This is a genomic window from Amycolatopsis halotolerans, from assembly GCF_042647905.1.
Taxonomy (GTDB): Bacteria; Actinomycetota; Actinomycetes; order Mycobacteriales; family Pseudonocardiaceae; genus Amycolatopsis; species Amycolatopsis halotolerans.
In genome coordinates this window covers 34,921-57,254 of sequence record NZ_JBHRWI010000036.1, presented here as the reverse complement: position 1 = coordinate 57,254, position 22,334 = coordinate 34,921, and the positions used below count along the sequence as shown (strand labels likewise).

The following is a 22,334-nucleotide window of genomic DNA, read 5'->3' as shown; positions in this document are numbered from 1 at the left end:
CCGCTGACGCGAAGGGATCGCCCCGTGTTCTATGACCTGAGTGTCCGCGACTTCCTCGACCGCGCCGAAACGGTGTACCCAGACCGGATCGCGGTGGTGGACGAACCCGCCCAGCCCGCGGAGTCCTGGGGCTCGGTGCCCTACCGCGAACTCGCCCGCCGCGCCCGCGCGCAGGCGGCGAACCTCGACGCGCTCGGCGTTCCCGTCGGCGGCCGGGTCGCCATCGTCTCGCACAACTCCGCGCGGCTGCTGACGTCGTTCTTCGGCGTCTCCGGCTGGGGCCGCGTCCTGGTGCCGGTGAATTTCCGCCTCGCCGCCGCCGAGGTCCGGTACATCGTCGAGCATTCCGGGGCCGAGGTCCTGATGATCGACCCCGAGCTGAAACCGTTGCTGGACAGCGTAACCGCGAAACACGTGTTCGTCCTCGGCGAGGACGACGACAAAATCTGGGGCGGCGACGGCGAACCGCGCCCGTGGAACGCCGACGAATCCGCGACCGCCACGATCAACTACACCTCCGGCACCACCGCGCGGCCGAAGGGTGTCCAGCTCACACACCGCAATTTGTGGCTCAATGCAACAACTTTCGGCCTGCACACCACGCTCAGCGACAACGATGTCCTGCTGCACACCCTGCCGATGTTCCACGCGAACGGCTGGGGAATGCCGTACGCGGTGACCGGCCTCGGCGGACGGCACATCGTGCTCCGCAAGGTGGACGGCACCGAAATCCTGCGCCGCGTACAGGAACACGGCGTGACGATCATGTGCGCCGCCCCCGCCGTCGTCACCGCGGCCCTGGACGGCGCCGCCTCCTGGGACGGCGAAATCCCCGGCCGCGACCGAGTCCGGATCGTGGTCGCCGGCGCGCCGCCGCCGACCCGGACCATCGAACGCGTGCGCGCGGAACTCGGCTGGGAGTTCATCCAGATCTACGGCCTGACCGAGACTTCGCCGCTGGTCACGGTGAACCGCTTCCGCAGCGAATGGGCCGGCCTGGACCCGCACGAGCAGGCGAAGCTCCTGGGCCGCGCCGGCGCCCCCGCCCTCGGCGTCCGCGTCACGATCGACACCGACGGCGAGGTCCTCACCCAAAGCAACCACAACCTCGACGGCTACTGGGAAAACCCGGACGAGACCGCGCGGGTGCAGGAAGGCAACTGGTTCCACACCGGCGACGGCGGCACCTTCACCGACGGCTACCTGACCATCGCCGACCGCAAGAAGGACGTCATCATCACCGGCGGCGAGAACGTGTCGTCGATCGAGGTGGAAGACGCGCTGAACTCGCACCCGGCCGTCCGGGAAGTCGCGGTGATCGGCATCCCGGACGAGAAATGGGGCGAACTGGTCACGGCGCTGGTGGTGACGGACGGGACCGAGGTGACGGCGGACGAACTGATCACGCACTGCCGCCAGCACCTGGCCGGGTACAAATGCCCGAAGCGCGTGGAATTCCTCGAGGAACTGCCGCGGACGGCGACCGGGAAGATCCAGAAGTTCAAGCTGCGCCAGCCGTTTTGGGAGGGGCAGGGGCGGCAGGTGAACTGAGCTTGCGCAGTGCTCCTTCGTGCCGCGCCGGAAGGAGCACTGGTCCACCTCGACGGACGGCCCCGTCAGCCCCCGCTCGCGGCCTGTTTCCTGGACCACTCCGCAGCGTCAGCGCCATACCGCGTCAGCAGCCGCGCGAACTGGATCCGCTCCTCCGCCGACCAGCCAGTCGTGATCTCCTCGAACGCCTTTCGTTGTTCGGCGGCGAAACGTTTCCGTTCCGCCTCGCCCTGCTTGGTGAGTTCGAGAACGGTACGGCGTCCATCAGCCTGCGACGCCGCCCGGCGGAGCAGCCCGTCGGCGATGCACGCGGCGACAGTCCGGCTGGCCACCGGCTGCGCGACACCCATCTCGACGGCGAGCCCACCGACCGTCGTCTCGTCCGGCGCGTCGGCGATCACGTTGAGCACGAGATTGCGCGACAAATCCTTGTTCGACGCCGGAGTGCGCCGCCGCAACCGGGACAGCGCCGGGCCGATCTGGTCCAGCACCGGGTCGGGAGAGCTGCTCATGCGCTTGATCCTAGGCGGCACCTGCCCATTTGCATACCTCAGGGCAAGTACATAGCATTAGGTATGTAAATACCCGATGCAAGGAAACGAGACGAACCACCATGACGCGCACCGCCATCGCCAACGCCCGGGTCTTCGACGGGGAGAAGTCCCTCGGCGTGCAGACAGTGGTCCTCGACGGCACGAGGATCGTCCAGGTCGGCGGCGAGATCCCCCAGGGCAGCGAAACCGTCGACGGCACCGGCGCGACCCTGCTGCCGGGGCTCATCGACGCCCACGTGCACTCCGCCCCGGGCTCGCTGGCGCTGGCCCTGCGGTTCGGGGTGACCACCGAACTGGAGATGCAGGGGATGAACACCCGCGAGAACCGGGGCCACATCACCGACGACGACACCGTCGCTGACGTGCGGTCCGCTGGCTTCGGCATCACCCCGCCCGGCGGTCACCCCAGCGAACTGATGCCCGAAGGATTCCGGCCGAAGTGGGATCTCCCGCCGGTGCTGCCTGTGATGCCGTTCTCCACCACGCCCGAGGAAGCGGCCGCCTTCGTCCCCCAACTCCTCGCCAGAGGCTCAGACTTCATCAAATTCATGATCGACGACGGCAGCGTGGAAGGGCACCCGGGACTGCCGTGTCTCGACCAGGCCACCATCAACGCCGGGGTCGCGGAAGCCAAGAAGTACGGCGCGCTCACCGTGGCCCACGCGCTGACCGTCGAGGCGACCAGAATGGCCGTCGAAGCGGGCATCGACGGTCTCGCCCACGTCTTCATGGACCAGCCGCACACCGCCGAGATCATCAGCCTCGTCAAGGACGCGGGGATGTTCGTCGTTCCCTGCATCAGCCTCAACGCCTCGCTGATGGGCATCACCGGCAGCGCGCTCGCCGACGATCCCCGGGTCGCCGCCCGTCTCGACGACAAGTGGACCGAAACCCTGCGCTCCAGCTACAACCGCTACCCGCAGGGCAAGCTCGAAGACGTGTACGGCACCGTGCGCGCGCTCGATGCCGCTGGTGTCGACGTGCTGGCTGGCACCGACGTCTCCATGCCCGAGACGTTCTTCGGCGGCCTCGCGCACGGAGCGAGCCTCCACCACGAACTGCAGTACCTCGTGGAAGCCGGTCTCACGCCCGAACGCGCCTTGCGGGCAGCCACCGCGACGACCGCCCGCCGCTTCCGGCTCAGCGACCGGGGCCGCGTCGCCGAGGGACTCCGCGCCGACCTGCTGCTGGTCGACGGCGACCCGACCCGCGACATCAGCGACACGCTCAACACCCGCGCCATCTGGCGGCGCGGCGCCCGCCTGGCGGAATAACCCGCAGGTGCCCCGAATCCTGCTCAGCGAGCCGGGGATTCGGGGCCGTGCAGACCGTCCTCTTTGGATAGTCAGTCGTCCGAAGGCCGGTAAACCAACCGCAGCACCCCGTTGCGGAACGCCGTCGTGTCCGCCAGCCGGAAGTCCAGCTGCGGCCCCTCCGCCGGAAACAGCCGCCGTCCCTTGCCGACCACCACGGGGTACTGCAGCAGGGTCAGCTCGTCCACCAGCCCGTGCGACAGGAGCCACCGCACCAGCGTCGTGCTTCCGCTGGTCATGATGTCGCCGCCCTCGCTGGACTTCAGTTCCGCGATCGCCTCGCCGAGGTCGCCGCGCAGGAGGGTCGTGTTGTGCCAGTCCGTCGCGGTCAGGGTGGTGGACGCGACGTACTTCGGCACGCTGTTCATGAACTCCGCGCCCGGGTCGTCCGTGCGGCCGGGCCACGCCTCGGCGAAGCCCTCGTAGGTCACACGGCCCAGCAACATCGCGTCGGCGTCCGCCATGCCGTCGCCCACCGCGTGTTCGAGCTCGTCGTTCCAGTACGAGAGCGACCACTGGTCCGGCGCCTCGACCACGCCGTCAAGCGAGACGAACAGGGTGGACACGATCTTGCGCATCGAGCGACTCCTTGGTGTTCGGGATCGCCGACACTATGGCGCAGCCGGACCTGCCGACGCAGCCAGATGGCCCAATCATTGGTCTGTCAGGGCACTTCCGTTACCAACTCGAGTGCCCGGCCGAGCATTGCCAGGCGGTTTTCCAGCGTGTCGCCCGCCGGATACAGCCGGACCGTGTCGACTCCGGCCGCGCGCCACACCTTCAGCCGCGCGCGGACCATGTCCTCGGTGCCGATCAGCGTCGTCGCGAGGACCATCTCGTCGGTCACCAGCCCGGCCGCGCCGTCGCGATCGCCGGACTGCCAGCGTTCCCGCACTTCAGCGGCGACCTCGGCCCAGCCCTGCCTGCTGTAGGCGTCGTGGTAGAAGTTCGTGCTCGCCGAACCCATGCCGCCCAGCGAAAAGGCCAGTTCCTTCTTCCGCCCGGCGACCATGGGGCGCAGTTCGTCCTCATCGGACGCGAACGCGACCTCCGCGCCTTGGCACACCACGAGATCACTGCGGCTCCGGCCCGCTTTCGCGAGCCCGGCGTCGAGATGGCGGAAGTACGCGTCGGCGCCCTCGGGGACGAAGCTCGTGCCCAGCCAGCCGTCGGCGAGTTCGCCGGTGAGCTCCAGCATCCGCGGCGACAGCGTGGCCAGGTAGATCGGGATGTCCTCGTTCGGCGTCGTCGACAGCCGCATCGGACGGGACTCGCCGGGCAACGGAATCTGGAAAGCCTTGCCAGCGAAGGAGATCTTCTCCCCGGCGAACGCACTGCGGATGATCTGCACCGTCTCGCGCATCCGGGTCAACGGCCGCGCGAACGGCACCCCGTGCAGCCCCTCGATCACCTGCGGACCGGACGGCCCGAGGCCCAGCGCGAACCGTCCGCCGGACATCTCGGCGAGCGTGAGCGCGGCCTGCGCGAGCGCGACCGGCGTACGAACGCCGAGCTGCATGATGCCGGAGCCGAGCCGGATCTTGTCCGTGCGCGCGGCGAGGTAGCCGAGCACCGACGGCGCGTCCGAGCCCCACGCCTCGGCCACCCAGCATTCGTCGAGACCCAGTTTTTCCGCCTCCAGCACGAAATCCCGGGTGCCGGGCCAGCCGGAGGACGCCTCGACGGTGGTGGCCGTGCGCATCATCCGGCGGTCTCCACGCGGTCCTTGATCGCGCCGAGTGTGGCGGTCATCGAGGCCTCGAACTCGCTCAGCCGGACGTGCACGATCTTCTGTTCCTTCTCCGGCATCCGCGCGATCACCTCGGTCACGCCGGACGGTCCCGGTCCCATCTGCGCCCACTGCGTGAGCCGCGTGCCGCCGTTCTCCGGGGCGAGGGTGAACCGCCAGACCGCGGTCGGATTGGCCGGGTCGCTGACCGCCCAGGCGAAGACGCGCGGTTCCTCGCATTCGACGATGTAGGAGGTGGTTTCCCACTCACCGCGCATTTCGTGGCGGTTGTGGCCGATGAAGGACCGTCCGAGCGCCGGTGTCGAACCTTCGTCGCACCACCGGACCGCCTGCAGTTCGCCGCTCAGCTCCGGCATCAGCACGACGTCCGAGGCGAACCGCCAGACCTGCTCGGGCGTGCCGTCGATCCACGCGTCCACCTGCACGGTCGGGGCGTCCGCGTACCGCGCGCCGGTCCACTCCATGACGAGTCCTCCTCCGTTGGCGTCTCGACCAGCATAGTTGCGTAATAAGACTGACCCTGTCAATCACCACGGAGGCCAAAAGCCGTGAGGGGAACCCTGAGGGAATCTGATTCCCTCAGGGTTCCCCTCACGTACCGCTACTCCTGGGGCGCGAACCGCGCCTGGACGTCGGGGCGCTGTGCCAGGCGCTCGGGGAAGCCGGGACCGCGCCGCATCCGGGTGTCGTCCGCCGACAGCGGCTCACCGCAGTCGGCGCACACGACGGTCGCGGTCGTGTCGTGCCCGCAGGCGTCGTGGTGCAGCACGATCGGCGGACCCGCTTCGGTGGCCAGCCACCGGTCGCCCCAGGCCGTCATCGCGGCCAGCACGCTCCAGAAATCGCGACCCTTCTCGGTCAGCACATAGTCGTAGCGCACCGGTTCGGCCTGGTAGGCGCGCTTCTCCAGCAAACCCTCGTCGACCAGCCTGCGCAGCCGGTCGGCGAGGGTGTTGCGCGCGATGCCGAGCGCCTGCTGGAACTCGTCGAAGCGGCGGACGCCGTAGAACGCGTCCCGCAGCACCAGCGGCGTCCACCAGTCCCCGAGCAGGTCCATGGTCCGGGCGATCGAGCACGGCCACTGCGCGAAGGAAGTGCGTTTCATGACGGCGAGGGTACGCCGTCCCACGGTGCAACCCAGCAGGTCAGACGCGATGCCCGACGGTCACGTCGACAGTGTCGGGCACTTCCTCGTGCTCGTCGCCGACCGAAAGCGTCCCGGCGGGCTCCACGAGCAGCACCACCGCGCCCTCCTTCGACGACGGCTTGTGGAACGTGCCGCGCGGGACCACGAACGCCTGCTCGCGCGTCAGTGTCACGGTCCGTTCGCCGTCCGCTTCGCGCAGCCCGATCTCGATGGCGCCGTCGAGGACCAGGAAGAACTCGTCAGTGTTGTCGTGCTTGTGCCACACGTGCTCGCCGGCGAACCGGGCGAGGCGGATGTCGTAATCGTTGACGTTGGCGACGATCCGCGGGCTCCACGGCGCGTCGAATCCGGCGAGCACCGCCCGCAGGTCGAGGGGCTGAGTAGTCATAGTTCGATCTTGGGCCTGGTCTCCGGCGGCCGGGAGTGCTAGGAATCGCACATGTCGAAAGGATCCTCGCACCGCGTCGTGATGATCGTCGGCGACGGCTCGAACCCGTTCGAGATGGGCGTCGCGACGGAACTGTTCGGCTTGCGCCGGCCGGAACTGCCGACGCCGTGGTACGACTTCGCGCTCGCGGCGCCCGGCGGGCAAGCCCGGATGCACCTCGGCTTCTTCACCCTCGCCGACGTCGCCGGCCTCGAGGCGGTCGACGCCGCGGACACCGTGATCGTCCCGAACCGCCCGGATCCGCAGACCCCCGCCGACCCGGAGGTCATTGCCGCGATCCAGCGCGCGGACGCCCGCGGCGCGCGGTTGATGAGCTTCTGCACCGGCGCGTTCACCCTGGCTCAGGCTGGCGTGCTCGACGATCGACGCGCCACGACGCACTGGCAGTGGGCCGAGGCGTTCACCGCGCACTACCCACGGGTCCGACTGGAGCCCGACGTCCTCTTCGTCGAGGACGGCACAGTTTTCACTGCCGCCGGAAGTGCGGCCGCACTCGATCTGTCGCTGTATGTAATCCAGCGTGACCACGGCGCGGAAATCGCCAACACGGTAAGCCGTCGCCTCGTTTTCACCGGTCACCGGGAAGGCGGCCAGCGACAGTTCGTGGAACGCCCGATGCCGGAGATTCCGGACGCCTCGCTCGCACCGATCCTGGAATGGGCGCGCCAGCACCTCGATCAACCACTCGCGGTCACCGACCTCGCCGCGCGCGCGTCGACCAGCGCCGCGACGCTGCACCGCCGGTTCCGCGCCGAATTGGGCACGACGCCGCTCGCCTGGCTCACCGCCGAGCGCGTCACGCTGGCCCGCCGCCTCATCGAACGCGGCGAACAAGGTCTGGACCGCATCGCCGCCCGCACCGGGCTGGGCACCGGCGCGAACCTCCGGCTGCGGCTGCGCAGGCACACCGGGCTGTCGCCGTCGGAATACCGGAAACGATTCGGCCCGGCGGCGTGACCCACCCTCGGGTCCACAGTGGACCCGACGAACGGATTGCTCCATTCGGCCTATTCAGCAAAATCCCGGTTAAGCCCCGATGACCGGAACCCGCCGAAGGTTTTATGCCAGACGAACGAAAGTTGGCCGGAACGGACAGAATTCCGGCGACCCCTCACCGGATCGCGCGCAGATCCGCTAGCTTGGCCGCAGACCGGCCGAACGAACGGGGAGACACGCATGGCCAGACGCCGCCCGGAGGGACGGAACGCCCGGAGCCGGGCTTTCGCCGCCCTCGCCGGAGGCGCGCTCGTGGTGCTGCCGACGGTGACGTCGTCCGGCATCCCGGTGGCGTTGCGCGCCGCGGAACCGCCGTCGGCCGCCCAGTCCGCGCCGAACTCCCCCGGCCTGCCGCCCGGCATCACGCTCCCGCCGATCGGCGTCGACGGCAGCCTGCCGCAGCCGCCGGTCCCGCAGGCGCTCGGCGTCCCCGGCTACCCGAACGGCCCCGGCTCGGCCACCACCGCCGGTCCGCTCGGCATCCCGGACAGCATGCTGCGCGCCTACCGCAACGCGGCCGACATCATGGCCCGCGAACAGCCCGGCTGCCATGTCGACTGGGCGCTGATCGCGGCCATCGGGCGGGTCGAGTCGAACCACGCGCGCGGCGGCTACGTCGACGCCCGCGGCAACACCCTCGAACGCATTCTCGGCCCGGTCCTCGACGGTTCCGGCGGATTCGCCGCGATCCGCGACACCGACCACGGCCGCTACGACGGCGACCCGACGTGGGACCGCGCGGTCGGCCCGATGCAGTTCATCCCGTCGACCTGGGCGTCGTACGCCTCCGACGGCAACGGCGACGGCGTCTCCGACCCGAACAACATCTACGACGAGACCCTCGCCACCGCGCGCTACCTGTGCTCGGGAGGCCTTGACCTCTCCACCGACGCCAACCAGCGCCTCGCGGTGCGCCGGTACAACAACTCGCAGTCCTATGTGGACACCGTGATGGCGTACGCGACCGGTTACCGGAACGGCGTCTCGAACCTGCCGGACAGCAAGGTCCCGATCGGGGCCCCGCCCGGCCCCGGCGCGGTCGAAGCCGCCGCGGGCAGCCCGGCCGGCGACGTCGCCCCGCCCACCCCGCCGCCGGTCGCCCCGGCGCAGCCGAACCAGCCCGGCACGCCGACGCAGCTTCCCGGCAGCAGCACCGCGCCGAGCAGCAACACCCCGGCGAAGCCGACCAGCACTACGCCGACCACTCCTTCCAGCACCACGCCCACGAGCACCACGCCGACCACCCCGACGAGCACGACGCCGTCCAGTTCCGCCCCGGCGAACCCGGCCACGTCGACCACCACGACGACTTCCAGCACCACGACGGAGGCCGCGCCGACGCACTGACCGCGGCGTTCGTATAGTCCGGACCGACCGGAAACCGGACTGTGGGGGCGATCGTGGCGTGGAATCCCCGGAACTTGCCCGACCTCGCGGGCAAGACCTACGCGGTGACCGGGGGCAACGCCGGAATCGGCTACTTCGTCACCGAGCAACTGGCCGCCGCCGGGGCGCACGTCGCGCTGCTGGGCCGTGACGCGTCCCGGCTGCGCGCCGCCGTCGAGATGGTGCGCACCCGCGTCGGTTCGGCTTCGTTGAGCACGATCCCGCTGGACCTCGCCGACCTGGAGTCCATTCCGGCCGCCGTCGAGGCCCTCGGACGTCTCGACCGGGTGGACGCACTGATCGAAAACGCGGGCATCACCGCGCCCGGTCCCGTGCGCCGGACGACGAAACAGGGCCTGGAGCTGGCAGTCGGCACCAATCATTTCGGCCACTTCGCGCTCACCGCGCTGGCGATGCCGCTCCTGACCGCCTCATCCGCGCGGGTAGTGCTGGCGGGCAGCCTGATCACCCGGATGTATCCGTACGACCTCGACGATCTGCAGAGCTCGCACAAGTATTCGGACTTTCGTGCGTATGCGCTGTCGAAGCACGCCGTGCAATCGTTCGCGATGGAATTCGACCGACGCCTGCGTGCGGCGGGTTCGCCGGTGCAGGCGATCCTCGCGCACCCGGGGTTCAGCCTTGAACGGACCAGCCCCGCTCGACCCGGAATCACCAAGCCGGTACCGGTGATGCGACTGCTCGCGCCCTATACGCACGGCAAAGATCACGGCGCCTGGCCCGCGGTCCGGGCCGCGATCGATCCGGCCGCGACCGGCGGTTCCTACTACGGGCCGGCTTTCGGCGGAGTGGGTCGGCCACGGTTGGGCACAGCGATGGGCGCTTCGCGGGATCCCTTGCGGGGCCGTCGGTTGTGGACGCTTTCCGAGGAAGCGACCGGGATCCAGTTCGCGCTCGGGGGTTCCTGACTCGCCCGCATCTTGGTAACGTCGTGTTTCCAGAAACGTCGTGTTACCGAATGGGTGTGCCTTGACCAGGCTGACGCGGGCCGAACAACAGCAGCTCACGCACGAAAAGCTGATCGAAGCGGGCCGGACGGTGCTCGTCCGGCGCGGGTTCCTCGCCGCGACCGTGGAGGAGATCGCCGCGGAAGCCGGGTACACGCGCGGCGCGGTGTACAAGCACTTCGGAGGCAAGGAAGGCGTGTGGCTGGCGATCATCGACGCCCGCGCCGAAGCGCACCTCGACCTGCTCAAGGCTGCTCTCGGCAAGGCGTCCACCCGAGACGACCTGATCGCCGCTCTCACCCCGAAGACCATCGCCGACGACGAGGAAGCCGCCCGGTGGAGCCGGACGACCGCCGAATTCGCCGCCGCCGTGACGAGACTTCCCGAAACCGCCGCGGCCGCCGTCTCCGCGCAACGGCAGCACGAAGAGGAAATCGTTGCCGTACTTGACGAACACTGCCGACGACTGGGGATCACGCCAGCTGTTCCGCTGCCGCAGGTGGTCGTGCTGCTCGGCGCGCTGAGCGGCGGACTCGCCCTGCGCCGCGGCGTCGATCCCGACACCGACGTAGCGGGCGTGCTCGCCGGAACCCTCGCCGCGGTGTTCCCCGATCCACGGAGGACTCCATGAGTGTTTCGTTCGCCCACGTCCGCTGCTGCTGATCCAAGGTGGCCTCGCCCCGATGCAAGGCTCGCCCGCTACGCCAACCGCGACGCTGGCCAGTCCTCGCGCGCCACCGCGGACTACACCCTCGCCGACTCCGCCGCGGACGGAATCGCCGTGCTGGACGCGCTCGGCTGGCCCGCCGCGCACGTCGTCGGCGTCTCCCTCGGCGGCATGATCGCCCAGGTGATGGCGACCCGGCAGGCGGAACGGGTGCTGAGCCTGACGTCGCTGTCCTCCGCGCCAGACCACCTCCAGCGATGGAACCTGCGGAAGGTCCGCACGCTCGTCAAATTCGCCGCCCTGCACCGAAAACGACCCAAAGACCCGGAATCCGCCGGTGAGCACCTCGTCCGGATCTACCGGATCGTCGGCTCGCCCGGCCATCCGCACGACGAAGACTGGATCCGCGACGTCGGCCGCCAAACCTTCCACACCCGCACCGATTTCGCCGCGTTCCGCCGCCAGGGCAAGGCAATGTACGCCCTGGGCGACCGGCGCGCGGAACTGGCCGGAGTACGCGCGCCGACCCTGGTGATCACCGGAGAAGCCGATCCCGTGCAGCCAGTCAGCGCCGGACGCGCGACCGCCGACGCCATCCCCGGCGCGAAATTCGTCACCTACGCGGGCATGGGACACGACCTGCCGCGTCCACTGTGGCCAGACCTGATCGGCGAAATCGACGCTATCGCCAATGCGTGAGCCTACTTGTCGACCTGGCCGATCCGGTCCGCGATCCCGTCGAGCAGCCGGTCCAATCCGAACTCCGACGCGTCCGACGCCTGCTTCGCGGAAGGCTTGTCGAACCCGCCGGCAAGCCAGGTCCGGTTCATCGCCGGGTGGGATTCGACGTCGAAATACGTGTACCAGAACGAAGAACGCTGCCCCCACCACGCGTCGTTGGACTGCCCCGTGGTCTGTTCCAAGTGGACACTCTCCGCCTCGGCCGCCGCGTTCGCGTCCACATAGCCCGCGACAGAACTGGCCGCCGCGACAACCTCACACGCAGGCAACCCCAGTCCGTCCATAATGGACAGCAAATATTCCTGACCGGCCAACTGCCCCGGACCGAGCGCGGGCCGCACCCGAGACCGCTCCCGCAGCCACGGATGCCGCCGGTAAATGTCGCGCGTCCGGTCAGCGTAAACGCGAACCTGCGCACGCCAGTCCTCCGGCCGGGGCTCGCCGGGCCCGGGGAGATTCCGTTCGAGGAGAACGGTGTCGACCATGAGGTCGATCAGCTCGGTTTTGCCGGGAACGTAGGTGTAGAGCGTCATCGTGCCCGCCCCGAGTTCCTTGGCCACGCGGTGCATCGACGTGGCGACAAGCCCCTCGGCGTCCGCGACCGCGATGGCCGCCACGATGATCCGTTCGACGGTGAGCGTCGGCCGCCTGCCGCGCGCTGAAGGTTCCGGAGCACCCGTACAGTCGCGCCACAACAAGGCGAGCGTGCGCGCGACCTCCTCGCGCGCAGCCTCGGGACCGTCGCCCTCGTGCTCGACGATCATCGCGTCCCCTCCCGGCCTTCGTACGCATCAGCGTGGGATCTTACCTGCCGTTTCAGGACCTTCGTCCCCTCCGCGGCGGCTCGCGGGCCGCTACGCTGGGGAGCGAGGGAGGTGGTTCCCGTGACGGAACGCAAACCACCGGGCGTGTCGTACGGCACGTGGGTCGACCGGCAAATCGCCGACGCCGAAGCCCGCGGCGACTTCGAAGACCTGCCAGGAACCGGAAAACCCCTGCCACCCCCCACCGGCCGCGACGCGGCGACCGACTGGGCCATCCGCCGCGCCCGCGAAGGCGACCTGGACCGGTCCGCTTTTCTGCCGCCGTCACTCGCCATACCGCGCGAAATCCAAGACCTGCCGGGGAAACTGGCCAAAATCCGCTCCGAACGCAAGGTGCGGGAGATCGTCGAAGACCTGAACGACCGCATCCGCAAGACCCACGCGATGCCCCAGGACGGCCCCGCGCTGCGGGCGAGGCCGCTGGACGTGGAGGAAACGGTGGCGAGCTGGCTTGCGGGGCGCGGAGAATCCTGATGCACGCGAGCTAGGCCCGCCTTGCCCGGCCGCGATGGATCCCTTTCCCGGAAGGCAGGCGGGGCGCGTCCTAAGCCACGCGAGGTGAATCCGCGCAGTACTTGCCGGAGACGGCCGCCGCACGGGTGCCGCCGGATGGGATCGACCGCGGCCGCTTTCCCAAGAGCCTGCGGAACGCGGCTTCGCCCAACCGGCCGCCGTCGGAGTTCCCGCCCGCTCGCCGAACCTCGCCCACAGAACTCCATAACCGCCGGAACCGGCCAACCGCCGAACCCCGCGCGCCCGCCTCGCCACCCCGCCCCGGTGGCCCCACCCGTCCACAAAACTCCACCACCGCCTCACTCGACCGGGCCACCGCCGAAAATCCCGCGCACCCGCCTCGCCACCCCACCCCGACGGCCCCACCCGCCCACAAAACTCCACCGCCACCTCACTCGACCAGCCGCCGAAAGTCCCGCGCTCCCGCCCGCAAAACTCCGCCGCCGCCCCAGCACCAACCGCCCCACCCACCGAAACCACTCCCGCCCTCCCCTCACACCCCGCCACCCACTCCCCGACTGCGGCTACGCTGGGTAGCACCTGGGCGAAGGGAAGAGAACCGTGGTCGGAGTTCGTCGGGTTGCCTTCGTGGTCGCCGCGGTGCTTTTGCTGTTCGGCGAGCCGTGGTCGGTGCTCGTGTTGCTGCCGGAGTGGCCGGTCGCGGGCACCGTCGTCGGCACGGTCGTTTTCGGCGTAGCGGCGCTGAGTTTTCCGGTGCTCATGGTCCTCGGGCACGGTCCGAAGCAGAGCGACGCCGCCGCGCGGGTCGGGGACGTCACGCTTGGCGCCGTCTGGGTGCTGTTCACCTGGAGCGTCCTCACGCACGTGCTGCGACTGGTCCTGCTGGTGTCCGGAGTGGACGATCCCGCGCGGCCACGGATCGTAGCCGGGGTCACGCTCGCCGTCGCGGCGGTGCTGCTCGTCAGCGGGAACCGGACCGCCATGCGGGTGCCGCCGGTGAAGGCGGTCGACGTCGTGCTGCCGAAGCTCGGCGCCGGGCTCGACGGGTTGCGCGTCGCAGTCATCACCGACACCCACTACGGCCCGCTCGACCGCACCCGCTGGTCCGAGCGCCTGGTCGCCGAACTGAACCGCTTGCGGCCCGACGTCGTCTGCCACGCCGGGGACCTCGCCGACGGGTCCGTCGCCAAGCGGCGCAAGCAGGTCGACCCGCTCGGCGGCGTCCAGGCACCGCTCGGCCGGTTCTACATCACCGGCAACCACGAGTACTTCGGCGAAGCCCAGGCCTGGCTGGACCACATGGCGAGCCTCGGCTGGGACACCCTGCACAACCGCTCGACACTGATCGAACGCGACGGCGCCCGGCTGCTCTTCGCCGGCATCGACGACCCCACCGGAGCCGCCTCGGGCCTCCCCGGCCACGGCCCCGACCTGGCCGCCGCCCTCGACGGCTCTGATCCCGAGGTCCCCGTCGTTCTGCTGGCCCACCAGCCCAAACAGGTCGCGCAGGCCCGCGAGGAAAACGTCGACCTGCAGATCTCCGGCCACACCCACGGCGGCCAGATCTGGCCCTTCCACCTCCTGGTCCGCCTCGACCAGCCCACCCTGTCCGGCCTCACCCGGCACGGCCCGACCCAGCTGTACAACAGCCGCGGCTCCGGCTTCTGGGGCCCGCCCTTCCGGGTCTTCGCCCCCAACGAGATCGCCCTGCTCACCCTGCGCAGCGCCTAACCCCAGCCCCGCGCCCTCGTCAACAGCGCCACATCCCACCGAACAATTTTTTTGTCTTGACAACTGCACTAGTCGGATGCGAGAGTTCTCCCCACGGCACCACTCCGAGGAGGAACACCATGCCCACCGTCACGTCCGCCGACGGCACCCAGATCGCCTACTCCCGCATCGGCTCCGGCCCCGCGCTGGTCCTCGTCGACGGCGCGCTCTGCTACCGCACCTCGACCCCGAACGACGACCTCGCCAAGGCCCTCTCCGACCGCTTCACCGTCTACACCTTCGACCGCCGGGGCAGGGGCGAAAGCGGCGACGCGAGCCCGTACGACGTCGAGCGCGAAATCGAAGACATCACCGCACTGGCCAAGGAAGCCGGCGGCGAGATCGGCCTGTACGGCATCTCCTCCGGCGCGGCCCTGGTGATGGAAGCCGCCCACCGCAGCGTGCCGGCGAAGAAGGTCGCGGTCTACGAACCGCCCTTCGTCGTCGACAGCACCCGCAAGCGAGTCCCCGCCGGCTACCAGGCGAAACTGGAAGCAGCAGTGGCCGCCGGAAAACCAGGCGACGCGATCAAGACCTTCATGACCGAAGGCGTAGGACTGCCCGCCCTGATGGTCACCATGATGCGCCTGATGCCCGCGTGGCCGCGCATGAAGCGCGTCGCCCACACCCTCGCCTACGACGCGCAAATCATGGACGACAACCAAGCAGGCCGCCCGCTCCCGGAAGCCCGCTGGTCCGGAATCACCGCCCCCACCCTCATCATCGACGGCGGCAAGAGCCCCGAGTGGATGCGCAACGGCGTCGCAGCAGCAGCCAGCCAGCTGCCGAACGCCGACTACCGCACCCTCCCCGGCCAGACGCACCTGGTGAAAACCGCCGCACTGGCCCCGGTACTGGCGGAGTTCTTCGCCACGAACTGACCCCGCCGGCGGACCAGGTGAGGCAGGCTGCGGAACGTGGCTACGCGAGCATTGATCTTCGATTTCGACGGCACCCTCGCCGACACGGAAGCCGCGGTACTGCGCTCCTGGCAAGAAATGTTCGCCGGACACGGAGTCGAACTGCCCCTGGACGTCTGGCACACAGTAATCGGCACCCAGAACACCGCAGCGACGATGTTCAAACTCCTGGCCGAACAAGCAGAAGGCATCGACCCGGAAACCCTGCGCCCCGCCATGCGCACCCGAGTACACGAACTCCTAGCCGAAGACGGCCCAAGAGAAGGCGTACTCGACTACCTGGACGAGGCCGCCCGCCGTGGCCTGGCGCTAGGCGTCGCCTCAAGCTCGTCCGGAACCTGGGTACACGGCCAACTAGAACGCCTAGGCCTGGCCTCCCGCTTCACCGCGGTAGAAACGGGCGACCGCCACAAGCCAAAGCCAGACCCAGACACCTACCTGGCAGCCCTGCGCACCCTGGGCGTAACCGCAGCAGAAGCCCTGGCCTTCGAAGACTCACCCCACGGCGTAAGCGCGGCGAAAGCAGCCGGAATCACCACCATCGCGGTGCCAAACCCCATCACCGCACCTCTGGACTTCGCCAAAGCAGACCAAGTCCTCCCCGCTTTCACCACCGCCCCGCTAAGCGCGCTACTGCGGCAATTCGGGACGTGAAGGGCTCCTTGAGGGAATCTGATTCCCTCAAGGAGCCTTTCACGGACCGCCCGCCTACCCGTCGCCGCGATGCGCCCCAACGCCACATTGGGTGCATCCCACGCACCCAACGCCACATTGGGTGCATCTGACGCACCCAATGCCACATTGGGGCGCTAGCCCCAACCCGAAACCGCCGCCGACGCACCCAACCAGCGAGGCACCCAGCCCCACCCCCGCACCCCGATACGAAGCGTCCCTGCGGTCCGGGGGTGCTTGTCAAGGCATCTTTCCCGCCTTGACAAGCACCCCCAGACCGTCAGCACAATCAAGCTTCGGGGTGCCCCACGCACGCCCGGGCGCAATGTCGCCGCCAGGCGACGAGCAGCTCACCCCAACTCGACAAGCCGATCCAAAAACCCCCGCTGCCCTTTAACCAACTTCTCCCGAGCCACCTCAAGAGAAAACCACTCCACCCGATCCACCTCAGGAAACTCCCGCATCCGCCCAGACCGAGGCGGCCACTCCATCTCAAAAACCCCCGGCACCACCTGAGCCGGATCAAGCTCCCCCTCCACCGCCCAAGCAGTCACGACCTTCCCCGACTGCCGAACCTCCCCCAACTCAACCCAAGCCCCCTCGGGAACCGGAACCCCCAGTTCCTCGGCGAACTCCCGCCGAGCAGCCACCTCGACCGACTCCCCGTCCTCAACCTCCCCCTTAGGCAAAGACCAAGCAGCCAGATCCTTCTTAGCCCAGAACGGCCCGCCCATATGCGCGAGCAACACCTCGACCCCCGCCGCGCCCCGCCGAAAAACCAACACCCCAGCACTACGCCTGACAACCATCCCCCCACCCTGCCAGCCCCCACCTGACCAGCCCAAACACCCCCGCAGAAAAAACTTCCCGGCACTGTGTCGATCCAAGCCAACCCAGTTCGACGCAGAGGCATAAGGCGCCCAACAGCCACCTGGGAAGGACCCCACGATGACCACCACCACCGCCCCGAAGACCACCAAGGCCGCCGAGACCACCCCCGCCGCCGAAGGCAAGAAGTCCCTGGCAGACCGAGCCCGCCCCACCGTCCTGGCCCTCTTCCGCGCAGTAGTGTCCTTCCTCTTCCTCTGCCACGGCCTGATGGGCTTCGGCCTCTTCGGCGGCATCGACAACGCAGGCGGCGCGCTCCCGTTGGGCCAGTGGCCGGGATGGTGGGCCAGCCTGATCGAGGTAGTCGGCGCGATCCTGGTCTTCGCCGGCCTCTTCACCCGAATCTCCGCAACGGTGCTCTCCGGCGTCATGGCCTACGCCTACTTCACCGTGCACGCCCCGGAAGGCCTTCTCCCCCTGCACAACATGGGCGAACCCGCCGCCCTGTTCGCCTGGATCTTCCTCACCATCGCCGTGGTGGGACCGGGGGCGGCCGCACTGGACAATCTGCGCCGTCGCTGAAACCCGCGACAGAGCGGCAATCCCGGAACCTAACCGGGGTTGCCGCTCACCAGCATTGCCCGCCCCAGCACATGCTCCATCAACACAGTCAGCACCTGCTTGGTCGAGTCCCGCTCCCGCGCGTCGCACAACAGCAACGGCACCTGCGGATCAAGATCCAACGCCCCGCGGACTTCCTCAGTCCCATACCGGTAAGCGTCGTCGAAGCAGTTCACCCCGACCACAAATGGCAACCCGCGCTGCTCGAAGAAATCCACTGCGGGAAAACAGGATTCAAGCCGACGAGTATCCGCCAGCACCACCGCACCCAACGCACCGTCGGCCAGTTCGTCCCACATGAACCAGAACCGGTCCTGCCCCGGCGTCCCGAACAAGTACAGGATCAGCTCGGGATTGATGGTGATCCGGCCGAAGTCGAGCGCGACCGTCGTGGTGGTCTTGCCCTCGACGCCGGACAGGTCGTCCACGCCCTCGGACGCCGCGGTGATCACCTCTTCGGTACGCAGCGGCGGCACCTCGCTGACCGAGCCGACCAGGGTCGTCTTGCCGACCCCGAAGCCGCCGGCGACGAGCACCTTCACCGCTTGCGCGGTGAGCGACCGGCGGGGCTCAGAGTTTCCGGATGCCATCGAGAACCGCCTGGAGTACGTGGGGGCTGGGGGCGTCGGTCACCGGCGTCGCGGTGCGGAAGAGTACGAGGTTGCGTTCTATCAAATCGCTCAGCAGCACCTTCACCACGGGCAGCGGCAGGTCGACGCGAGCCGCCACCTCGGCGACCGAAACCGGGCGCTGGCACAGGGAAAGAATGCGCGAGTACTCCGGTTCGAGGCCGGGCGTCTCGTTCGCGGTGCGCAGCGCGACGACGAGCGTGATGAGGTCGAGCCCGCGCGTGTCGGACCGGGTCCGCCCGCCGGTGACGGCGTAGGACCGCACCAGCGGACCGGCCTCGTCCTCGTACCAGGACTCGCGCCCCCGCGCCATCATGGCGAGGTCCGCTGGACCGCTCCGGCCCGCGGCGCCGCGGTGAGCACCGCGCCGACCCGCTTGATCATCAGGTTCATCTCGTAGGCGACGAGCCCCATGTCCGCGTCGACCCCGGCCAGCAGCGCGAGGCAGGCGCCCCGGCCCGCCGCGGTGACGAACAGGAACGCGTGGTCCATCTCGACCATCGTCTGCCGCACGTTGCCGCCGCCGAAGTGCCGTCCGGTGCCGCGGGCGAGGCTCTGGAAAGCCGACGCGACCGCGGACAGGTGCTCCGCGTCCGCCTCGGACAGGGTGCCCGACCGGCCGATCAGCAGCCCGTCCGCGGACAGCACCACCGCGCGGTCCGCGCCGGCGACCCGCTGCACGAGGTCGTCGAGCAGCCAGTCGAGCTCGTTGACTCCGTTGTTGGCCATCAGTCGCGATCTCCGTACCTGTTGTCGTGCCCGGGATCGGCCTCGCGGGCCCGCCGGGTGCCCTGCTGGAACGCGCTGAGCCGGGAGCGGGCCTGCTCCGGCGAATCCTCGCGGACGTCGTCGGATTCCGGGGCCGGCCGGTCACTGCGCAACTGCGGAACCAGGTTCTGCTGCCGCCGCCGCTGCGGAAGCGGCGGACGACCAGGCGGACGCGGCGGCGCGGCGCGGCCGTTTTCGACCGCCGGACGCGGCGCCCGGCCGTTGTCCGCGGGCGGACGCTGCTCGTGCTGCGGACGGGTTTGCGGCGGACGGACCGGCGGCGCCTCGGCGACCGGACGCATGGCGCGACGCGTAGGCAACTCCGGCCGCTGCTGTTCCGGTGCCACCCGAGGCTCAGGTGCGACCCGAGGTTCCGGCGCGACACGCGACGGCTGCGACTGTTCCGCTTGCACTGGTTCCGGGCGAGACGCTTTCCGTTGCGGCAGCTCCGGTCGCTGCGGCTCAGCGCGCTGCGATTCCGGCGCGGGCCGCGACGGCTCCACCGCGAGCCGGGAAAGCTCCGGCGTCCCATCCTCTTCCGAAGACGCGTCAGCCTCGGTGTCCGAAGGCTCCGTCTCGCTGATCGGCGCGAGCAAATCCTTGCGCACCAACACGATCGCCCGGGTCCCGCCGTACGCGGATTCGCGCAGGTGCACCGAGATCCCGTGCCGCGACGCCAGCCGCGCGACCACGAACAGGCCCAGCCGCGGTTCGTCGGACAGCGCCATGATCCCGAAGTCCGGCGGGTCGGCGAGCATCGCGTTGAACTCGTCGGCCTGGTCCTGCTCGATGCCGAGTCCCTGGTCCTCGACCTCGATCACGACGCCCTTGCCGACGACGTTGCCGCGCAGTTCGACGCGCGATTCCGGCGGCGAGAACGACGTCGCGTTGTCGATCAGCTCGGCGAGCAGGTGCACGAGGTCGCCGACGACCGGTCCGCGCACCGCGACGTCGGGCAGCTTCGCCGTCTTCACCCGCGCGAAGTGCTCGGTCTCCGCCGCCGCGCCGCGGACGAGTTCCACCAGCGACACCGGATTGCGCCACTGCCGTCCGGGCTGGCCGCCGCCGAGGATGATCAGGTTCTCCGCGTTGCGCCGCGCGCGGGTGGAGAGGTGGTCGAGCCGGAACAGCGTGTCCAGCTGGTCCGGGTCCTCCTGCTTGCGCTCGGCGGCGTCCAGCACCTTCAGCTGCCGGTGCACGATGACCTGGCTGCGGTGCGCGATGTTGAGGAACACCGCCTTGGTGCCCTGCCGGGTCTTGGCCTCCTCGACCGCGGCGGCGAGCGCGGACTGCTGCGCCAGGTTGAACGCCTCGGCCACCTCGCCGATCTCGTCCGTGCCGTGGTCGAGCAGATGCCCGCCCTCGTCGAGGTCGACCGGCTCGCCCGCCCGGACGCGGTCGATGAGTTCCGGCAGCCGCACCTCGGCCGCGTCGAGGGTGTCCTCGCGCAGCCGGGCGAGCCGGGAGATGAAGCGGTTCGACAGCCGAAGCGCGATCAGCACCACGACGAGCGCGAAGAGCACCGCCGCCGCGCCCGCGATGATCGAGTTCCGCAGCGTGTCGTCCGCGTCGGTGATCGCCGCGTTGGTCGCGTGCGCGCTCTGCGCGGCGAACATCGTCATCAGCGTGGTGGCGACCTGCTTGGCGTCGGTCCGCCACTGCTCCAGCGGCACCGGAAGCTGTTTCGCGCCGGACAGCAAGGCGTTCTCGACCTGGGTCACGGTCGTCCACGCGGGACTCGAGACGAGCTTGTCGTAGTTCGCCCGCACCTCGGGCACCATCTGCGGCACCGACTGTTCGAGCTGCGCGTGATACGCGCCGATCTGGCCGAGGTACGCGCGCTGCTCGTCGCCGGACAGCCCGCCCGCGGCGAGCCCAGCCGACGCCAGCGCGTCGCTGCGCTGCATTTCCTCGGCGGCGTTGAAAATCGGGATCGCGGACAGCCGGGCGTACGCGTTGTCCGCGCCGCGCGCGGCCTGCGCGAGCCCGGCGACGCCCTGGGTGAACTGGTCGATGATCTGGTTGTAGAAGGAGAAAACCTCGAGCCGCGGCACCTGGCCGGAGTCGACCTGCTGGCGCAGCTGCGGCAGTTTCGCTTCCAGCGCCGCGAACGTGGCGATGTTCTGCTTGACGCTCGCGGGCACGTTCGAGTCGCTCGCGAAGTTGCCCTGCAGCACCGAGGTGATCTGCGCGGCGGACGCGTCCGTCTTCGGCCGGGTGGCCAGCAGCGCGGCGCGCGCGGCGTCCTGTCCGGCCAGCACGCTCATCGACAGCTGGCGTTCCTGTTCAGCGGCGAGCAGGAACGGAATGCCCGGGCCTTCCGAACCGCGAATCTTCTGCGCGTAACTCCGCGCCTGCGACGCGTCGAAAATCAGGTATCCGGCGAGCGCGATACCGACGATCAGCAACGCCACGCTAGGAATCAACGCGATCGCGAGCACGCGAGAGCGAATCGAGGAGCCGCGGCCCTTTCGCCCGGAATTCTGCTTCACCGTGATCCGTTTTCCTTCCGGCACTGCTGTGGTATTCGGGTCCGCGGTGTTTTCGTTGCACCGGTCCGACCAGCCGGATCACAGTTCACCGTGGTCTGCGTTGCCCGCGACGACGGTAAGCAACCCGGACGGGCGAGTCAAGTCCGGACCCGCGTTGCCGTCATCCTCTTGTTACCTGCTAGTAACCCACTGCGGTGCTTGGAAAACTGATCACCACCGGACGTGACCTTGGTCGCACCGGCCGCGCCGCTGCCCGCCGGGCGCCCGCGCGTGAGGTCGATCACGGCCCGGTGCCCGCGAAAACTAACCGGAAACTTATGCGCATTTCCGCATCAGCGGCGGAATCGAACGGAAACCTGAGATCAATTTCCGGAATTCAGCGCCGGACGCCATTCGGCGGCCGGTGCGCGGAAAGCCGCGGCCCGGGAGCCGGTTCCGTTTCCGGCGCGACCGGACGGTCGCGCCGGAGCAGATCGTGCAACATCTCCCGGCACGCCCACGCCAGCACCGCCACGGACGCGATCAGCACCGCTACCAGCGTCGATTCGACCGGATAGCGCCCGATGAAGTCGCCGAAACGCGCGAGCACGAAGCCGAGGGCCACGCCGACGAGCAGGGTCACGACATACGAGAGCGGCACTTCCCGACCGCGGGTCTCGATCATTTCGGCCCCTTCCGCCCCGGATTCGCCCGGCGGCGCCGCTCCCCGATCGGCTCCTGCCCGCGAAAAAACAGGGGCTGAGCATACCCGCCGGGCAGCGCGCGGCGCGCCCGTCGATCACCCGAAGGGGCGAGCAGGACACCGATTGTTCACC

Annotated in this window: 25 protein-coding genes; 12 read left to right on the top strand and 13 right to left on the bottom strand. The window is 69.3% G+C overall.

Features of this window, described 5'->3' with window-relative positions; genetic code table 11:
* Window positions 1–24: 24 nt before the first annotated feature.
* Window positions 25–1,551 (top strand): AMP-binding protein, encoded by a 1,527-nt coding sequence (locus tag ACFORO_RS28980; RefSeq protein WP_377873636.1) that lies wholly within the window; start codon window positions 25–27, stop codon window positions 1,549–1,551.
* A 65-nt stretch (window positions 1,552–1,616) separates the two neighbouring features.
* Here ACFORO_RS28980 and ACFORO_RS28975 read toward each other — a convergent pair whose 3' ends face one another.
* Window positions 1,617–2,063, bottom strand: coding sequence for a MarR family winged helix-turn-helix transcriptional regulator (locus tag ACFORO_RS28975; RefSeq protein ID WP_377873637.1), 447 nt, complete (start codon window positions 2,061–2,063; stop codon window positions 1,617–1,619).
* Between the two features lie 101 nt (window positions 2,064–2,164).
* On the opposite strand from ACFORO_RS28975, the gene ACFORO_RS28970 reads away from it, so the two are divergent.
* Window positions 2,165–3,379 carry an amidohydrolase family protein gene (locus ACFORO_RS28970; protein WP_377873638.1) on the top strand — a complete coding sequence of 405 codons (1,215 nt, stop codon included), beginning with the start codon at window positions 2,165–2,167 and terminating at the stop codon, window positions 3,377–3,379.
* Between the two features lie 71 nt (window positions 3,380–3,450).
* On the opposite strand, the gene ACFORO_RS28965 is transcribed toward ACFORO_RS28970, so the two are convergent.
* The 5 genes from ACFORO_RS28965 to ACFORO_RS28945 form a co-directional block, all read right to left on the bottom strand.
* The gene (locus tag ACFORO_RS28965) at window positions 3,451–3,996 is read right to left on the bottom strand and encodes a dihydrofolate reductase family protein (protein WP_377873639.1); all 546 of its coding nucleotides are present in this window, start codon (window positions 3,994–3,996) and stop codon (window positions 3,451–3,453) included.
* Between the two features lie 86 nt (window positions 3,997–4,082).
* Window positions 4,083–5,120: an LLM class flavin-dependent oxidoreductase gene (locus ACFORO_RS28960; protein WP_377873680.1), complete on the bottom strand. Its 1,038-nt coding sequence runs from the start codon at window positions 5,118–5,120 to the stop codon at window positions 4,083–4,085.
* On the bottom strand, window positions 5,120–5,632 hold the full coding sequence (locus tag ACFORO_RS28955) for an SRPBCC family protein (protein WP_377873640.1): 513 nt from the start codon (window positions 5,630–5,632) through the stop codon (window positions 5,120–5,122). Before ACFORO_RS28955 ends, ACFORO_RS28960 begins: the two co-directional genes overlap by 1 nt.
* A 137-nt stretch (window positions 5,633–5,769) precedes the next feature.
* A complete protein-coding gene (locus ACFORO_RS28950; RefSeq protein ID WP_354750034.1) occupies window positions 5,770–6,273 on the bottom strand; it encodes a winged helix-turn-helix transcriptional regulator in 504 nt (167 codons plus the stop codon).
* Window positions 6,274–6,313: 40 nt separating this feature from the next.
* Window positions 6,314–6,703, bottom strand: coding sequence for a cupin domain-containing protein (locus ACFORO_RS28945; RefSeq protein ID WP_354750032.1), 390 nt, complete (start codon window positions 6,701–6,703; stop codon window positions 6,314–6,316).
* Window positions 6,704–6,754: 51 nt separating this feature from the next.
* Between ACFORO_RS28945 and ACFORO_RS28940 the strand changes: the two genes are divergently transcribed.
* The 5 genes from ACFORO_RS28940 (at window position 6,755) to ACFORO_RS28920 (ending at window position 11,479) form a co-directional block, all read left to right on the top strand.
* Window positions 6,755–7,720 (top strand): helix-turn-helix domain-containing protein, encoded by a 966-nt coding sequence (locus tag ACFORO_RS28940; RefSeq protein WP_377873641.1) that lies wholly within the window; start codon window positions 6,755–6,757, stop codon window positions 7,718–7,720.
* A 219-nt stretch (window positions 7,721–7,939) separates the two neighbouring features.
* Window positions 7,940–9,106, top strand: a complete 1,167-nt coding sequence (locus ACFORO_RS28935) for a lytic transglycosylase domain-containing protein (RefSeq protein ID WP_377873642.1) — start codon at window positions 7,940–7,942, stop codon at window positions 9,104–9,106.
* Between the two features lie 53 nt (window positions 9,107–9,159).
* Window positions 9,160–10,074: an SDR family NAD(P)-dependent oxidoreductase gene (locus ACFORO_RS28930; protein ID WP_377873643.1), complete on the top strand. Its 915-nt coding sequence runs from the start codon at window positions 9,160–9,162 to the stop codon at window positions 10,072–10,074.
* Between the two features lie 61 nt (window positions 10,075–10,135).
* The gene (locus tag ACFORO_RS28925) at window positions 10,136–10,744 is read left to right on the top strand and encodes a TetR/AcrR family transcriptional regulator (protein ID WP_377873644.1); all 609 of its coding nucleotides are present in this window, start codon (window positions 10,136–10,138) and stop codon (window positions 10,742–10,744) included.
* On the top strand, window positions 10,745–11,479 hold the full coding sequence (locus tag ACFORO_RS28920) for an alpha/beta fold hydrolase (protein WP_377873645.1): 735 nt from the start codon (window positions 10,745–10,747) through the stop codon (window positions 11,477–11,479).
* A 2-nt stretch (window positions 11,480–11,481) separates the two neighbouring features.
* Here ACFORO_RS28920 and ACFORO_RS28915 read toward each other — a convergent pair whose 3' ends face one another.
* Complete coding sequence (locus ACFORO_RS28915; protein ID WP_377873646.1) at window positions 11,482–12,285, bottom strand: TetR/AcrR family transcriptional regulator C-terminal domain-containing protein; 804 nt, start codon at window positions 12,283–12,285, stop codon at window positions 11,482–11,484.
* Between the two features lie 120 nt (window positions 12,286–12,405).
* Here ACFORO_RS28915 and ACFORO_RS28910 point away from each other — a divergent pair, with 120 nt between their 5' ends.
* From ACFORO_RS28910 to ACFORO_RS28895, 4 genes are all read left to right on the top strand, one after another.
* Window positions 12,406–12,819, top strand: a complete 414-nt coding sequence (locus ACFORO_RS28910) for a DnaJ family domain-containing protein (RefSeq protein ID WP_377873647.1) — start codon at window positions 12,406–12,408, stop codon at window positions 12,817–12,819.
* Window positions 12,820–13,419: 600 nt separating this feature from the next.
* Window positions 13,420–14,550, top strand: a complete 1,131-nt coding sequence (locus tag ACFORO_RS28905) for a metallophosphoesterase (protein ID WP_377873648.1) — start codon at window positions 13,420–13,422, stop codon at window positions 14,548–14,550.
* Window positions 14,551–14,669: 119 nt separating this feature from the next.
* Window positions 14,670–15,470 carry an alpha/beta fold hydrolase gene (locus ACFORO_RS28900; protein WP_377873649.1) on the top strand — a complete coding sequence of 267 codons (801 nt, stop codon included), beginning with the start codon at window positions 14,670–14,672 and terminating at the stop codon, window positions 15,468–15,470.
* A 36-nt stretch (window positions 15,471–15,506) separates the two neighbouring features.
* Window positions 15,507–16,163 carry an HAD family hydrolase gene (locus ACFORO_RS28895; RefSeq protein WP_377873650.1) on the top strand — a complete coding sequence of 219 codons (657 nt, stop codon included), beginning with the start codon at window positions 15,507–15,509 and terminating at the stop codon, window positions 16,161–16,163.
* Between the two features lie 368 nt (window positions 16,164–16,531).
* On the opposite strand, the gene ACFORO_RS28890 is transcribed toward ACFORO_RS28895, so the two are convergent.
* Window positions 16,532–16,990: an NUDIX domain-containing protein gene (locus ACFORO_RS28890; protein WP_377873651.1), complete on the bottom strand. Its 459-nt coding sequence runs from the start codon at window positions 16,988–16,990 to the stop codon at window positions 16,532–16,534.
* Between the two features lie 139 nt (window positions 16,991–17,129).
* On the opposite strand from ACFORO_RS28890, the gene ACFORO_RS28885 reads away from it, so the two are divergent.
* Window positions 17,130–17,591 carry a DoxX family protein gene (locus ACFORO_RS28885; RefSeq protein WP_377873652.1) on the top strand — a complete coding sequence of 154 codons (462 nt, stop codon included), beginning with the start codon at window positions 17,130–17,132 and terminating at the stop codon, window positions 17,589–17,591.
* 29 nt (window positions 17,592–17,620) lie between these two features.
* Here ACFORO_RS28885 and ACFORO_RS28880 read toward each other — a convergent pair whose 3' ends face one another.
* The 5 genes from ACFORO_RS28880 to ACFORO_RS28860 all read right to left on the bottom strand — a co-directional run bounded on the left by ACFORO_RS28880 (window position 17,621) and on the right by ACFORO_RS28860 (window position 22,183).
* A complete protein-coding gene (locus tag ACFORO_RS28880; protein WP_354747177.1) occupies window positions 17,621–18,220 on the bottom strand; it encodes a GTP-binding protein in 600 nt (199 codons plus the stop codon).
* On the bottom strand, window positions 18,201–18,572 hold the full coding sequence (locus ACFORO_RS28875) for a DUF742 domain-containing protein (RefSeq protein WP_377873681.1): 372 nt from the start codon (window positions 18,570–18,572) through the stop codon (window positions 18,201–18,203). Before ACFORO_RS28875 ends, ACFORO_RS28880 begins: the two co-directional genes overlap by 20 nt.
* A complete protein-coding gene (locus ACFORO_RS28870; RefSeq protein ID WP_354747179.1) occupies window positions 18,572–18,988 on the bottom strand; it encodes a roadblock/LC7 domain-containing protein in 417 nt (138 codons plus the stop codon). The genes ACFORO_RS28875 and ACFORO_RS28870 overlap by 1 nt, the downstream gene beginning before the upstream one ends.
* Entirely contained in the window at window positions 18,988–21,519 is a 2,532-nt protein-coding gene (locus ACFORO_RS28865; RefSeq protein ID WP_377873653.1) for a sensor histidine kinase, read from the bottom strand. The genes ACFORO_RS28870 and ACFORO_RS28865 overlap by 1 nt, the downstream gene beginning before the upstream one ends.
* Window positions 21,520–21,895: 376 nt before the next feature.
* Window positions 21,896–22,183 carry a hypothetical protein gene (locus ACFORO_RS28860; protein ID WP_354747183.1) on the bottom strand — a complete coding sequence of 96 codons (288 nt, stop codon included), beginning with the start codon at window positions 22,181–22,183 and terminating at the stop codon, window positions 21,896–21,898.
* Window positions 22,184–22,334 lie beyond the last annotated feature (151 nt).